This window comes from Streptomyces sp. NPDC044061 (assembly GCF_056434305.1).
In genome coordinates this window covers 161,621-174,615 of record NZ_JBWKFL010000005.1, presented here as the reverse complement: position 1 = coordinate 174,615, position 12,995 = coordinate 161,621, and the positions used below count along the sequence as shown (strand labels likewise).

Below are 12,995 nucleotides of genomic sequence, written 5' to 3'. Positions count from 1 at the left end.
GCCTGCCAAGGGGTCACCTTTCCCTGTCTTCCTCCACGTGTGTGCGGGCGAAATCGGGCCTCTCCTCCCTTCGGTCCCGCTCCTCGTTTTCCCCCCCCACCCCCGCGTCCGCCGCCCTCAGGCGCGCCACGGCGGCCGGTTCGCCGTCCGCCACGTCCTCGACCACCTGTGTGGTGATCAGGTCCGGGCACGCCGTGAACAGACGGCGGGTGGCCGGGACGGCGGGGCCGGGTCAGGGGCCGCGAAGCCCGTGGTCACGTAGCGGACCGGGTCGGTCAGGCTCCAGCCGACCACGGTGCCCTGCTGAACCAGGAGGGCCACGTCGGGCGCGATGCCGACGCGGGCGTCGAGCGGCTCGTCGAGGACGTCGAGGTCGCGCAGGCAGGTGAGGACTGCGTCCTCAGGGGCCCGGCACACGACCGTGCACCTCTCGTGCCGGAAGTCGCGAACCTCTTCCGCGCGGAGCCCACCAGGGCGAGCCGCCGGTGTGGGAAGGAGACGGGCGCAGTCCTGGTCGGAGGCGGCCTCCTCCGGCATGTGGAGCTCGGCCCCGACCAGCCGCCGGTCCGCGGGGTCGAAGCGGAAGACGTCCGGCGCGTCCCACAGGAATTCCCGGCTGCCGAAGGTCTCGGCGAGGAATCGCTCCCGCCCCGACACGTCCGCGTAGCCCACGAGGTCCAACGATGTGCCTGAAAGGCGGGGTGTGAGGGACAGCGGGTCGTCCGTCACCGTCGCGCGCCGGCCGCCGTCGAACGTCAGAGACTTCTCGGCCGGCCGTTCACCGGTTCCCGTAGTCCTCGACCAGGTCGGCGATGAGTGCGAGCAGGGCGTCGGCCCGGTGGCGGTCCTCGCGCTGGGTCCGCAAGGCCTGGTCCAGTGTCCGAAGTCGGTCCAGGGCGACCGGGTCTCGGCGTCTCACCTCGTCGAGCAGTGGCGTGGTGATCAGGTCCAGGCACGCGGTGAGCATGCGCCGGGTGGCAGGGGCGGGGGGAGCCGGGTCGGGGGCGGCGAAGGCGGTGGTCAGGTACCGCGCGGGGTCGGTGAGGCTCCAGCCGACGACGGTGCCGTGCTGGACGAGGAGCGCCACGTCGGGAGCGATGCCGATCCTGGCCTCCAGCGGCTCGTCGAGGACGTCCAGGTCGCGCAGGCAGGTCAGCACGGTGTCCCCGGGGGCACGGCAGAGCTCAGAGGTCACCTCCAGGCGGAAGTCCCGGGCCTCGTCCGCGCGAAGGCCGCCCGGCCGGACGGCGGGCGTGGCGGGAACGCGGGCGGAGTCCTCTTCATCGGCGGCCTCATAGGGCAGTCGGAACGCGGCGCCGGCCAGTTCCCGGGCGGCCGGGTCGAACCGGAGCTCGTCCGGAGCGTCCCACAGCCACTCCTGGCTGCCGAAGGTCTCCGCGAGGAACCGCTGCCATCCCTCCACGTCCGCGTACTCCGCGATGCGCACACATTGGCCCGGGAAGTCGAAGCGCGGGGTGCTCCGCAGCGGATCGCCCGTCACCGTCGCAGTCCAGTCGCCGTCAAGGGTGAGTTTCATGGTTGATGCCGTTTCATCGGATCTGCGCTGCGGGAGCCATGTAGCCGTTCTTGGCGGGAATCCTGCCCTCCACCACGTCTGCGTGGGTAATCGGCCCACCGGGATCGGTCGGCAAGCCGCCGAGCGCCCGCACGCCGGAGTCGCCCCTGATTCCGGACGGGCCGTATGCCGTGATGACGTTGCCTGCCCCTGCGCCGCCGCCCTCCGCCACCACGATGTCCTCCCCCTGTCGGAAGATCAGCCTTCCGCTGCCCGCCGTCGAGTGGTACACCGCGTCCGGGCTCTTGAGGATGTCCAGGACCCGTTCGTCGCTGAAGCCGTGCATGGAATCCGCGTGGTAGTTGCCGGCTTTCTTCATCCGGCCGCCCTGGGCTCTGTCGACGACCTCGTCCGCGGTCTGGACGGCCTTTTCCCTGGCCTGCTGTGCCTTCTCCTCCTTCGTGTACTTGGGCATCAGCCCCAGCGGGTCGCACCCCGTGTACGGGTTGTCCACATAGCCGACGGGATTCGGTCCGGGAGCGAGGCCGAGGGGGTCCGGGGAGGTGTAGCGGCCGGTCTCGGGGTCGTAGTGGCGGAAGCAGTTGTAGTGCAGGCCCGTCTCGGGGTCGTAGTACTGGCCGGGGAAACGGAGCGGGGTGTACGCGCTGCTGTCCTGGGCCCAGGCGGTGGTGCCCCAGAGCGTGCTCCGGGTGCGCCAGGCGATGTCGCCCGTCTCGTCGACGAGTTCGGTCGGTGTGCCGACGAGGTCCGTGGCGATGGCGAAGAAGCGCCGGTCGATCTCCTTCTGCCGGCTGTCGGCCGTCAGGATGCGCTCGGTCTGGGCCAGCGGCACGACGTCCCGGTGGTCCCAGGTGAGGGCGACCGTGTGCGGTTCGTCCGGCCGGTGGCTGGTCTGCTCGCACAGGGTGAGGCCGTCCCAGGTGAACCGGACCTCCTCGGCCACGCTCTCGCCGTCCGCCGTGAGCCGCTGCTTCGCGGTGCGGCGGCCGAGCGGGTCGTAGCGGTACCGCCACCGGGTCCCGTCGGGGGTGGTGACGGCGGTGAGACGGTTCTCCGTGTCCCACTCGTAGCGCCAGGAGTCGGGCCTGCGGGACAGGCGCGTCTTCTGCCGCAAGGTGACCCGGCCCAGCGCGTCGTGCTCGAAGCGGACACCTCCGGCACGGGTGATGCCGGTGCCGTCGTAGGCGCGCTCCCCGGTCGCCTCGCCGCCCGGGTGCCGGTCCGGCCAGGACGCCGAGGCCTGGTTGCCCGCGTCGTCGTACGCGTATCGCTCGGTCCAGCCCGGGGCGTGGACGGCGGTGACCCGGCCCATCGGGTCCAGGTCGAAGGTGCGGGTGCCCGACAGCCGGTCCGCGACGGAGAGCAGGTGCCCGTCGGCGCGGTAGGAGTAGGCGCGACTGTTGACGGCACGTGCTCCGGCGGTGATGTGCTGCGCGGAGAGCCGTCCGGCCGCGTCCCAGGCCGACGTCATGGTGATCGCGTCCCCGAAGGCGCGGGTCAGCTCGCGGCCGGCGGCGTCGTGGATGAAGTCGACCCGCCGGCCACCCGTGGTCAGCCGCGCGGGCAGCCCGTCGGAGCCGTAGGCGTAGGACGTGACATGGCCGGTGGGCGTGGTCCGGCGGATCCGCCGCCCCAGGTCGTCGTAGGAGTAGACGAGCGGCCTGCCGTCCACCAGCTCCGTCTTGACCTGTCCGCAGCGGTCGTACTGGTAGCGGAGGTCGCTGTCGGGCGCGACCGCCTCGACCAGACGTCCGGCCCGGTCGTACGCGTAGCTGGTCACCCGGCCGTCGACGTTCTTGCGGAGCACCTGGCCGAGCGGATCGCGGTCGAACGAGATGGTCCCGCCGAGGGCGTCGATCCGCTCGGTGAGCCGGCCCGCCGCGTCCACCCGGTAGGTCAGGGTGCGCCCGTCGAAGTCGGTCTCGGACACGATGTTGCCGACCGCGTCGTACTCGTAGGACCAATTCATGCCGAGGGAGTTGGTGACACGGGTGAGGCGCAGGTCGTTGTCGTGCTCGAACTCGTGGCGGCTGCCGTCGGGCCGGGTACTGGCGAGCGGGAGGTCGAAGTGCGTGTACTCGTAGCTCGAGACACCGCCCGAGGCGTCGGTGTGGGTCAGGCAGTTGCCCTCGCCGTCGTAGGTCCACGACTCGGTGTCGCCGCCCGGGCCGGTGCGGCGGGCGAGGCGGCCGAGTGCGTCCCGCTCGGTGCGGGAGGTGGCCCCGGACGGGTCGGTCACCGCCACGGTCAGCCCCGCCGCGTCGCACACCACGACGGTCGTGTTTCCGAGGGCGTCGGTGACCGAGGTGAGCCGGCCGGCGTCGTCGTAGGAGGTGCGGGTGGTGTGTCCGGCCGGATCGGTGACCGCCGTTCGGTTGCCGCGCTCGTCGTACGCGTACGTCGTGCGGGCGCCGTCCGGCCCCACGACCTCCACCGGAAGCCCGAACGGGCCGCGTTCGACGCGAATTTCGGAGCCGTCCGGACGGACGGCCGCGACCAGCCGGTCCGCCTCGTCGTACGTGAAGCCGGTGGTGGCGCCGAGCGGGTCGGTACGGGACAGCAGGTTGCCGCTCGGGTCGTGGCGGAACCGGGTGGTGTGCCCGAGCGCGTCCGTGGTGGCCAGGACCCGGCAGCCCCGGCCGATGAGATGCCGGGTGGCCCGGCCGTCGGCGGTGGTCAGGGTCGTCGTCCGGTGGCCGGTCTCGGCATCCGGTTCGGTGTACGCCAGGGTGATCTGGACGTGCCCGGCCTCGCCGCCCTCGGCGACGACCCGGTCGCGGTCGTCGTAGACGTAGTCGTAGCGGCGGCCGTTGGAGTCGATCCAGGCGATGACCCGGTGGCGTTCGTCGTACCGGAAAGCGGTGACGGCACCGGACGGCCGGGTCACGGTGGTGAGGTCGCCGTCCTCGTAGCCGTAGCCCGTCAGCGGCAGATCCGCGCCGCGCTCTCCCGCGCCGGCCAGGGAGAGAGCGGTCACCCGGCCGTCGGAGGTGGTCAGCCGCACCCGGTGGCCCGCCGAGTGGACGAGGGCCAGCGGCAGCCCGTCCTCGGTCCGCTCGACGGTGACGGTGTGGCCGTTGCGTTCGGTGATCTGGGCCAGCCAGGCCGTTCCGTCACCCCCGGGTTCGGCGTCCGCCGGGGCCGAGAAGTGGCGGACCACGCCGGAGGCGGGGTCGGTCAGCGCGTAGTCGCCGTCGGCGTCACGGGCGAGCAGGATGCGAGTCTTGCCCGACCGCGGCCGGGTGGGATCGCCGGGGACCGGATGCGGATAGGCGATCAGGAGGCCGTCGGCGGTGACATGGACGACGCCGACGGCGTCGATCTCCAGCCGCTCGTCGACCGTGGACGACCAGGACGGCCCCAGGAAGCGGCCGGTCGCCAGGCCGGACTCGGTGCGCCGGGTGAGGACCAGTGGCAGGACGCCGGGGATCTCCACATCGGTCTGGGGCAGGAACATCCGGCCCGTGGCGAGGTCCACCGGGTCGGAGCCGTCGGTGACGCGCTCCGGGTCCGGGCGACCGTGGGTGCCCTCCTCTGCGTCGTCGATCAGACGGCGCACCCGGGAGGCCTCGGCCGCGTCCTCGGCGAGGCGGGCGCCCTTCACCGCGGCCCCGCCGCCGTCGGTGGCCACGGTCAGCACGATGTCGGGGATCAGCCGGCCGAAGCCCTCGGCCGGGTCCTTCATGAAGTCCTTGACCATCTGGGTGCCGGTGCCGACGGGGTCGTTGGCGGCCACCACCATGCCGGCGGCCAGGCTGTTGAGGGACGTCGCGTACTCGGCCGGGTGCGTGATGTTGTACGGATCCAGGGGGTCGACCGAGCGGACGAAGTTCACGATGCCGGCCGTGCCCTTGATGAGGCCGCCGGTGACATGGTCCTGCATGATCTGCAGTTCCTCGGAGCCGTCGCGCAACTGCTCGGCGTAGGAAGGCTTCTCCGGGGCCATGTCGCGGGCGGCGCGGACCGCCGAACGCGCTGTCTCCGCGGCCGAGTTCCGCTGCTTGCGGGCCGCGGCGAGGATGTCCTGCGCCTCCTTCATCAGCTTCTTGCCGGGGTCGTCGAAGGTCTCGGCGGGGCGCGGCGGAAGCGAGGACGGGTCGCGCCTGTCCGCGGGCTGGGCGTTGTAGCGGTCGACGGCCTTGTTGTAGTCGTCGACCTCCTTGTGGTGGGCGTCGGCGGCGTCCTCGGAGGCCTTGACCCCCTCCTTCCACTTGTCGATCGCCGTCTGTGCCCGTCCCTGCGCCCAGGTGACGGTGTCGGCGAACGACTCGAGGGCGCCGACCGCCTTCGTGCAGGCGTCGGCGGCGTGGTACCACTTCGGCGGCTGAGTGCCCACCGCGGTGCGCAGCGCGTCGGCGGCCTCGCCCTTGAGCCGGGACGAGTCGAGGCCCTTGAGACCGTCGCCGGTGTCGTCGAAGGCCGACTGGAAGGAGCGGAGCTTCGCGGCCGTTGAGTTGATCTTGCCAGGGCTGCCGTAGATCAGTTTGGTCTTGTCCTCGGTCTGCCCGAGGTCCATCTCGTCGACCTCCGCGCCCAACCGGTTGGCGACCGAACGGGACTGCTCGCGCACCCAGTCGGCGCCGGACTCCCAGCCGACGTCCTCCAGCCGGTCGGCGGTCCAGTTCCCCGCGTCCTCGACCCGGTTGCCCACCCATTCGACGCCGTCCTCGACCGCGTCCTCGACCGAGTCGGGTGTGATGTCGCTGATGAAGTCGCCGATACCCACCGTCAGTTCCCCCCGGTCTCACCCTGCTGTTGCTGCTGCGCACGCTCCTCCGGCGACGGCCCGAAGGTCTCGTCCAGCGCCTGGTTCCACTGGTCGTCGGAGACTCCGAGCGCCTGGTTGAGCAGCTGCGACTGCCGGCCGCCCTGGCCCTCGGTGAGAACGGTGCGGCCGGTGTCCTTCCACGTCTGCGTGATGTCCTGACCGGCCTTGTCGAACGACTCGGCGCTCCAGTCCGGGTTCAGGTAGTCCGGCGTGAAGATGTCGCCCCAGTCCTGCTTGGCGATCTCCTCCTCACTGGCGTGCGGGTTCCCGCCGAACAGGGCGTTGGCGCCCACCTTGAGCGAGCCCGCGACGTACTGGTCGTGCTCCCACTGGGTGCCCGCGGCCAGGCCGAGCCGGTTCGCGATCTCGCTGGCGTCCCGCACCAGGGCGCGCACGCCCCACTCCCAGCGCTCGCAGAAGTCCTCGAAGTCGTCCGAGAGGCCGTGATGTCCGGTCTCCATCCCGGTCATCGCCAGCTCCGAGAAGCCCTTTCCCATCACTGAACCGGTGGCACCGCCGAGTTCGCCGAGCTGGTCGATCGTCTTGCCCACGCCCTGGGTGAACTTGGCGACGGACGCCTTGTCGAACTGCAGGTCCTTTCCGTCACCGCTCACGAGCGCGTCTCACCCGCCGGGCCCGCGTCCACGGCGACGGCGTCCGGGACGATTCCGACGACCGGCGGGAAGAACATCGACCCGTCCTCGGTGGCGATGTCGACGGCGAGACCGCCCGGCTCACCCAGGGTGGGCACGATCTCGTCGACGATGCGCGCGCCCAGCAGAGCCGCGTAGTCCATGGGCTGATCACCGGACGCGTGGTGCAGGGCGAACCGGGCCAGTGCGGCCTCGTCGGTGAACCCGCAGATCCAGCGCACCCCGCCCGAACGCACCGACCAGAGGCCTCCGTCGGCCATCGGCACGAGAAGGACCGACCGTCGCATCTCGCCGACCAGAGCACGCGGGTCGTCGTCTCCGCCTCTCCGCTCGGCGATGCGCTCGGCGAGCGCCGTCATTCGCTGCTGCACGGTTCCTCCCCGGTGGTGGGTGACTCATGGCACCGTGGATCAGGACGCGCGCGAAGGAGCCGCTGGTTCTCGTGAGGGCTCGCCCGCGGGCCGCTGACTGACGGTCACACGAGTGGACAACGCGCCCCTTGGGCCGTCGACGGGTCAGGTGGGAATGCGTACCGTCTCCACCCAGCTCGGCGGCTGTGGTGCGGCGGAGCCGATCAACGCCGCGATGATGCGGCAGGGCGGGTTCTCGTCGGGCCAGGGGGTGAGTCCGTCGGTGAGGACGACGACGATGCTCGGGCGGTCCGGCGTCGCGAGCGCCGCTTCGATCCCGACGCGCATGTCCGTGCCGCCACCGCCGCCGAGGGTGATCTGCTCGGTGGCCGTCACCCGGGACACGGCGTGCACGTCGGCGTCGCAGGCGAGCACGGTCACGCGGTTGCCCCGTATGCCCACTTCACGCAGGACCCCCGTCACCTCCGCGAGGGCGGCGGCCAGTTCGTCGTCACCCATGGATCCGGAGGTGTCGATGACGACGGCCACCCGCGGCAGCGGGCGGCGCAGGCTGGGCAGGACGACGCCGCGCAGCGCCGGGGTGCGGCGGGAGGGGCGGCGGTAGGTGTAGTCGACGGCTCCCCCGGCCCATGCGGCGGCCTCCCGGACCGCGCCGGACAGCGCCCGCCGCCAGTCCACCGTGGGTTCCAGGACCTCTTCGGCCCAGCGCTGCCAGCCCGCGGGCAGGCTGCCACGGGCGCGCTGATGGGCGCGCATCGCCTCGGCGGTGTGCCGCCGCAGGGCCTGCGTCTCGACCTCGCCGAGCCGTGCGGGACCGGCGGATTCGGGGAGTTCCCAGGGCGCGGGCCGGCCGTGGGCGCCCGACCCGCAGTCCGGCGTCCGCACGTGCGGCGGCAGCCGGTCGAGGTACACCTCGAACAACTGGCCCTCGGGGAGGCCGAAGAGGCGGGGTTCCATGCGTCCGTCGGGCAGCCGAAGGCCGTCCGCGAGGAGGTCGTCGTTGATCTCGCAGTCCTGCGCGACATTGACGCGGTGCCGGTCGCGCTGGGCCGCGGCGGGGAGCCGGTCCGCCCGGCCGTGGTGATCGCGCAGCAGGTGCGCCGCCTCGTGCACCCAGACGCCCGCCAGCTCGGGCACCGGCGTCGCGTCGACGAAGGCCGGGGACACGTAGCAGCGCCAGTGCCGGTCCACCCCCATCGTCCCGACCTCCGTGCTCGGAACGACGGTCAGGGCGTACAGCGCCGACGCCAGATACGGCCGGTCGCTCGCCGCCCGGTAACGGGCCGCGAGCAGTTTGGTCATGTCGAGGGCGCGGCGGGAATCGTCCGTCATCCCCGCACGCCTCACCGGCCGGCGCCGGGCAGCGCCCCGGACATCTGCAGCAGGTCCAGGAACCCGTCGATGCCGGACGGTACGGGCCAGTCGAGGTGCCGCATCGCGGCGAGGTCGGTGGCGGCGCGGGCGGCCACGTCCGGTACTCCCGCGTCCACGGCCTTCGCCAGCACCGCCCAGCCGGCCTCCCAGCGGGGCCGGGTGAGATCGCTCTGGATGGCGGCGACGACCGCGATGAGGAACGCCAGCTGCCGGTCACCGCGTTCGGGCAGGGCGAAGGCGTCCGGATCGGCGAGAACGCGGTCGGGGTCGGGCAGATCGAGGTGTTCGAGGTAGGACAGCAGCTCGATGCCCGCGCCGTCCCCGACGGCGCCGGTGAGCGCGGCGGCCAGCGCCTCGCGTCCGGCGCCGGCCGCGTACCCGGTGGCTAGCATCCTGAGTGCCATCTCCCAGGTACGGGGGGACGGCCAGGACCGGCCCCGGCTCTCGGCGTCGCCGGGGATGTGGTGGACCAGGCCGGGCCGGGCCGTGAGGAAGCCGGAGATCGCGCCACGGGCCCGTGCGACCGCACCGGGCACCTTGCCGGCGTCGACCACGGGCACGGTCACCTCCGGCCAGGTGCCGGCCATGCCGCGGGCGACTGTCCGGGGGTCGTGGGTCCATTCGAGGTGGACGAACCGGTTGGCGAGCGGCGGGCTGAGGTGCCAGCCGTCCGCCGCGCTGGAGGGCGGGTTGGCGGCGGCGACGATACGCACCGCCTCCGGCAGCACCAGGCTGCCGACCCGGCGTTCGAGCACCACCCGGAGCAGCGCCGCCTGCACGGCCGGCGGCGCGGAGGACAGTTCGTCGAAGAAGAGCAGGCCCTGTCCGGCCCGGGCGAGACGCACCGCCCAGTCCGGCGGGGCCATCGGCACACCGGTCACGGCCGGGTCGTCACCGACGATGGGCAGTCCGGCGAAGTCGGAGGGCTCGTGCACGCTGGCGATGACGGTCTCCAGCGGCAGGCCGAGCCCGGCGGCGAGCTGCTCCAGGGCGGCCGACTTGCCGATGCCCGGCTCGCCCCACAGCAGTACGGGCTGATTGGCCGTCACGGCGAGGGCGAGCGCCTCCAGCTGCGGGTTCGCGGCGGGCTCGGTACGTCGGTCGCGCAGCCTGCGGTTGAGGTCGTCCGCGGCCGCCAGCGGGCCGGGCGGCGCGGTGGGGACGGTACGGTCGGTCCTCAAAAGGGCAGCTCTTCCTCGTCGTCGTGGTCGTCGTGGTCGTCGTGGTCGTCGTCCGCGTGGTACTGCTCCTGGTCGTCCATCCATTCGTCCCACCACTCGGCGCCGACGCCGGGGTGCTCCCGCTGTACGCGTTCCCGGAGGAAGGCCAGGTCGGGCCGCTTGTACCGACGGACGAGCTGGGCGAGCGACAACTCGGACTGGTCGATCACGTCGAGCCGCGCCCCGGCGGCGACGAGCGCCTCCACCAGCGCCGTGGAACCGAGGTCGTTGACCGCCACGAACAGCGGCGTGCGCTCCCGCCGGTCGCGGGCCTCGAGGTCCAGCCTCTCCGCCAGCAGCCGCGGCAGCAGCGTCTCGTGGTCGAGGAGGTTCAGTACGTGCAGCAAGGTGCGCCCGCCGGCGTCCCGCACACGCGGGTCGACACCGGCGTCCAGGAGTTCCAGCACGCCGGGGGTGTCGCCGTGCTGGGCGCGCAGGAACAGCTCGTGGCGTTGCGTGCGCAGGGCCTTCGGCAGACGGCCCTCTCCGGAGGTCCACGTCTGCTCCACCGCGAAGCATCCGGCGACGGCACCGCCGAAGGCACGCATGGCGCGCTCGCGTTGCTGTTCCTCGTCGCTGTGCGGCATGCGCAGCAGGCCGCCGGGCCGGAACGCCACATCGTGCCATTCGCCCCGGCATCTGACCCGCACGGGTGCGGGGGCCTTCGGAACCGGCGGGCCGGCCGGGGCTTCAGGCACCGCAAGGGCGGGGAACAGCGCCTCGCGGACGAGCGGATGCAGTCGCTCCGCCGCGACGCCTCCGACGCGCATCAGGTCGAGGTCGGGGAGTCTGCGCCACAGGGCCTCGGCGAGGAAGGGCTCGCCCTTGACGTCGTCCCGGTCGACGGCTCGCACGAGCAGCCCGCCCGCGTCCCTGGGCTCCAGCAGGATGTAGGTCCGCCAGTGCGCGGCGATGAGGAAGCGGTCGCCGACGCCCTCGGCCACCAGCCGGCGGACTTCCGGCTCCAGCCGGGTGTGGTCGACCGCGATCCCGCCGAGGAGCCGCTCCGGGTCCGCCTGGTACCAGCCCGACTTCTGCGGGGGTGTCAGGTCCAGCTCGATGCCGGCGGCGGCGAAGGCGGCCTGTGTCCCGCCCTTGTGGTGCAGCAGGGTGGCCCACTCCGCCCGTGCCGCCGGGTCGCCGTCGCCGGGATCGGCCGTCGGCAGTTCGTCGGTACCGCGCGGGGTGGCGTCGGCGTGGAGGAACGGCGGCCTGTCCGTGCCGCCGCCGCACCGCTCACGCAGCTCGGCGGCGTGCCGTGCGTCCCACAGGTGCCGCGCGTACCGCCAGTCCTCGGTGTTCCGCCCGAAGACGCCTGCGGCCTGCTCGTCCGCGACCGTCCTGAACCGCAGGGCGATCCGCTGTGGTCCGTCGATCATCGCAGGAGTGGTGATGTGCAGGTACGGCGTGGCCCGGCGGCCCTCGGCCACCGTCTTCGGGCGGTAGCGGGCGAGGACGACCGTCCTGCCCGTGGCGAGGGTGGTCCGGCCGCCGAGCACGCGCGGCAGGTGCCAGCGCAGGAGTTCGGGGGCGAGGTGGCGGAGGTCGTTCTCCAGGGCCGCGGCGACCTCGTCGCCGCAGTGGTCGGCGACCTCGGACAGGTCGAAGGTGACATCGACGTTCGCCGCCGCGCAGGCGCCCCGCCAGTCACCGGCCAGCCGGCATGCGGTCGCACGCTCGATCATCCAGCGGGGCACCGCGTACCGGCGTGTCCGGCGCCGGCTCGCCGCCTCGTCCGGCGGGAAGTCATGGAGTTCGCCTCGAGCGCTCAACGGTAGACACTCCCTATCGCGCGCAGGTCGGGATGCGCCCTGCCGACGGGACGCAGGCGCTGGGTGAAGGACCGCTTCAGCCTGCGGGGCAGGCCGGGTCCCAGACCGACGTACTCCAGGGGCGAGTTGTCGGGCACCGCCGCCAGCAGTGTCTTCGCGCCCCGGCCGGTGAGACCGGTGTGGCACAGCTCCAGGCGGCGCAGCGGGCTGCCCGGCAGGGCGGCGGCCAGCGCGTGGGCACCTTCGTCGCCGGTGGTGTTGGCGGGAGCGCCGAGGCTGCGTTCCGACGGCGGCCGGCCGAGGTCGAGCGCCTCGATCCCGCCGAGGGAGTCGGCGAGCGCGCGGGCACCGGCGGGACCGATCCCGTTGCCGCCCAGGCCGAGGCGCACCGGCCGTGCGGGGTCGGCCGCGGCGGCGAGGATCGTGGCGCCTTCGTCGCCGAGGTGGTTGGCGGGGAGGTACAGCTCGCGCACACCCGCCTCACGGATCAGCACCGCAAGCAGCGGGGCCGCGTCGGCGGTCAGGCCGTTGCCACCGAGGAAAAGGCGTTCCACCGGTCCTGGCCGGCTGGTGAGGGCGTCGAACAGGGCCCGCAGACCGCCGGTGGTCAGACCGGTGTTGACCAGGTCGAGGGTGCGCAGCGTGGTGTTGCGGCGGAGCATCGCGGCGAGCGCGCGGGCGCCCTCGTCGCCCACCGGATTGCGTTTGAGCCACAGGGCGCGGACGGTGCGGTCCCTCGTCAGCGCGTCGGCGAGCGCGCTGGCGCCCTCGGGGCCGATGCGGTTGCAGCCGAGGTAGAGCGTGTGCAGGCCGTGGCCGTCGACCAGTGCGTCGGCGATCGTGCGGGCTCCCTCGTTCCCGGCGGCGTTGGTACCGAGGAGGATGTGCGCGGCGTGCGGCGAGGCGGCTGCGGCGGGCATCAGCCGGGCGGCGCCGGCCGCTCCGAGTCCCTGCTTGCACAGGTCGATACGTCCGTCCGCGCGCACCGTGCCGAGCGGAAAGGCCTCGTCGGCCTCGACCGGCTGCGCGGACCGGAGTCGGTCGAGCAGCGGCTCCAGAGCGGCGGGGTCGCTGAACGGGATGTCCGGGTGCTCGATCGCGGGGCAGCGTACGGGTGTCGGCTGCGTCATCACCACTCCACCGGTCCATCGCCGGTGCCCGGCCCGCCGAGGGCGGCATCGCCCTCCGCCCGCCCAGGACGAACCGACGCCAATCGATTTTCCTCCACGACAAGGGCGGCAAGGCTGGTCGGATTCGAACCGACGTCCTCCAGCTTGATGCTTGGGCGCGACGACCTCTG

At 72.9% G+C, this 12,995-nt stretch carries 9 protein-coding genes; all 9 read right to left on the bottom strand.

The window, feature by feature from the left end; genetic code table 11:
* Positions 1-177 precede the first annotated feature (177 nt).
* The 9 genes from AC07CM_RS10180 to AC07CM_RS10140 all read right to left on the bottom strand — a co-directional run bounded on the left by AC07CM_RS10180 (position 178) and on the right by AC07CM_RS10140 (position 12,825).
* Entirely contained in the window at positions 178-672 is a 495-nt protein-coding gene (locus tag AC07CM_RS10180; RefSeq protein WP_478875893.1) for a hypothetical protein, read from the bottom strand.
* Between the two features lie 106 nt (positions 673-778).
* Positions 779-1,537: a hypothetical protein gene (locus AC07CM_RS10175; protein WP_478875892.1), complete on the bottom strand. Its 759-nt coding sequence runs from the start codon at positions 1,535-1,537 to the stop codon at positions 779-781.
* Positions 1,538-1,550: 13 nt separating this feature from the next.
* Positions 1,551-6,263: a putative T7SS-secreted protein gene (locus tag AC07CM_RS10170; RefSeq protein ID WP_478875891.1), complete on the bottom strand. Its 4,713-nt coding sequence runs from the start codon at positions 6,261-6,263 to the stop codon at positions 1,551-1,553.
* 2 nt (positions 6,264-6,265) lie between these two features.
* The gene (locus AC07CM_RS10165; RefSeq protein ID WP_478875890.1) at positions 6,266-6,919 is read right to left on the bottom strand and encodes a hypothetical protein; all 654 of its coding nucleotides are present in this window, start codon (positions 6,917-6,919) and stop codon (positions 6,266-6,268) included.
* The gene (locus AC07CM_RS10160; protein WP_478875889.1) at positions 6,916-7,329 is read right to left on the bottom strand and encodes a hypothetical protein; all 414 of its coding nucleotides are present in this window, start codon (positions 7,327-7,329) and stop codon (positions 6,916-6,918) included. The genes AC07CM_RS10165 and AC07CM_RS10160 overlap by 4 nt, the downstream gene beginning before the upstream one ends.
* Before the next feature lie 144 nt (positions 7,330-7,473).
* Positions 7,474-8,661 (bottom strand): vWA domain-containing protein, encoded by a 1,188-nt coding sequence (locus AC07CM_RS10155; RefSeq protein WP_478875888.1) that lies wholly within the window; start codon positions 8,659-8,661, stop codon positions 7,474-7,476.
* Between the two features lie 11 nt (positions 8,662-8,672).
* Positions 8,673-9,884 carry an AAA family ATPase gene (locus AC07CM_RS10150; RefSeq protein WP_478875887.1) on the bottom strand — a complete coding sequence of 404 codons (1,212 nt, stop codon included), beginning with the start codon at positions 9,882-9,884 and terminating at the stop codon, positions 8,673-8,675.
* Positions 9,881-11,695 (bottom strand): ankyrin repeat domain-containing protein, encoded by a 1,815-nt coding sequence (locus AC07CM_RS10145; RefSeq protein ID WP_478875886.1) that lies wholly within the window; start codon positions 11,693-11,695, stop codon positions 9,881-9,883. The genes AC07CM_RS10150 and AC07CM_RS10145 overlap by 4 nt, the downstream gene beginning before the upstream one ends.
* Positions 11,692-12,825 carry a leucine-rich repeat domain-containing protein gene (locus AC07CM_RS10140; protein WP_478875885.1) on the bottom strand — a complete coding sequence of 378 codons (1,134 nt, stop codon included), beginning with the start codon at positions 12,823-12,825 and terminating at the stop codon, positions 11,692-11,694. The genes AC07CM_RS10145 and AC07CM_RS10140 overlap by 4 nt, the downstream gene beginning before the upstream one ends.
* Between the last annotated feature and the right edge of the window lie 170 nt (positions 12,826-12,995).

Excerpts from the sequence above, each read along its gene's own strand:
- AC07CM_RS10155 (WP_478875888.1), bottom strand. The coding sequence starts at position 8,661 with ATGACGGACGATTCCCGCCGCGCCCTCGACATGACCAAACTGCTCGCG.
- AC07CM_RS10175 (WP_478875892.1), bottom strand. The coding sequence starts at position 1,537 with ATGAAACTCACCCTTGACGGCGACTGGACTGCGACGGTGACGGGCGAT.
- AC07CM_RS10140 (WP_478875885.1), bottom strand. The coding sequence starts at position 12,825 with ATGACGCAGCCGACACCCGTACGCTGCCCCGCGATCGAGCACCCGGAC.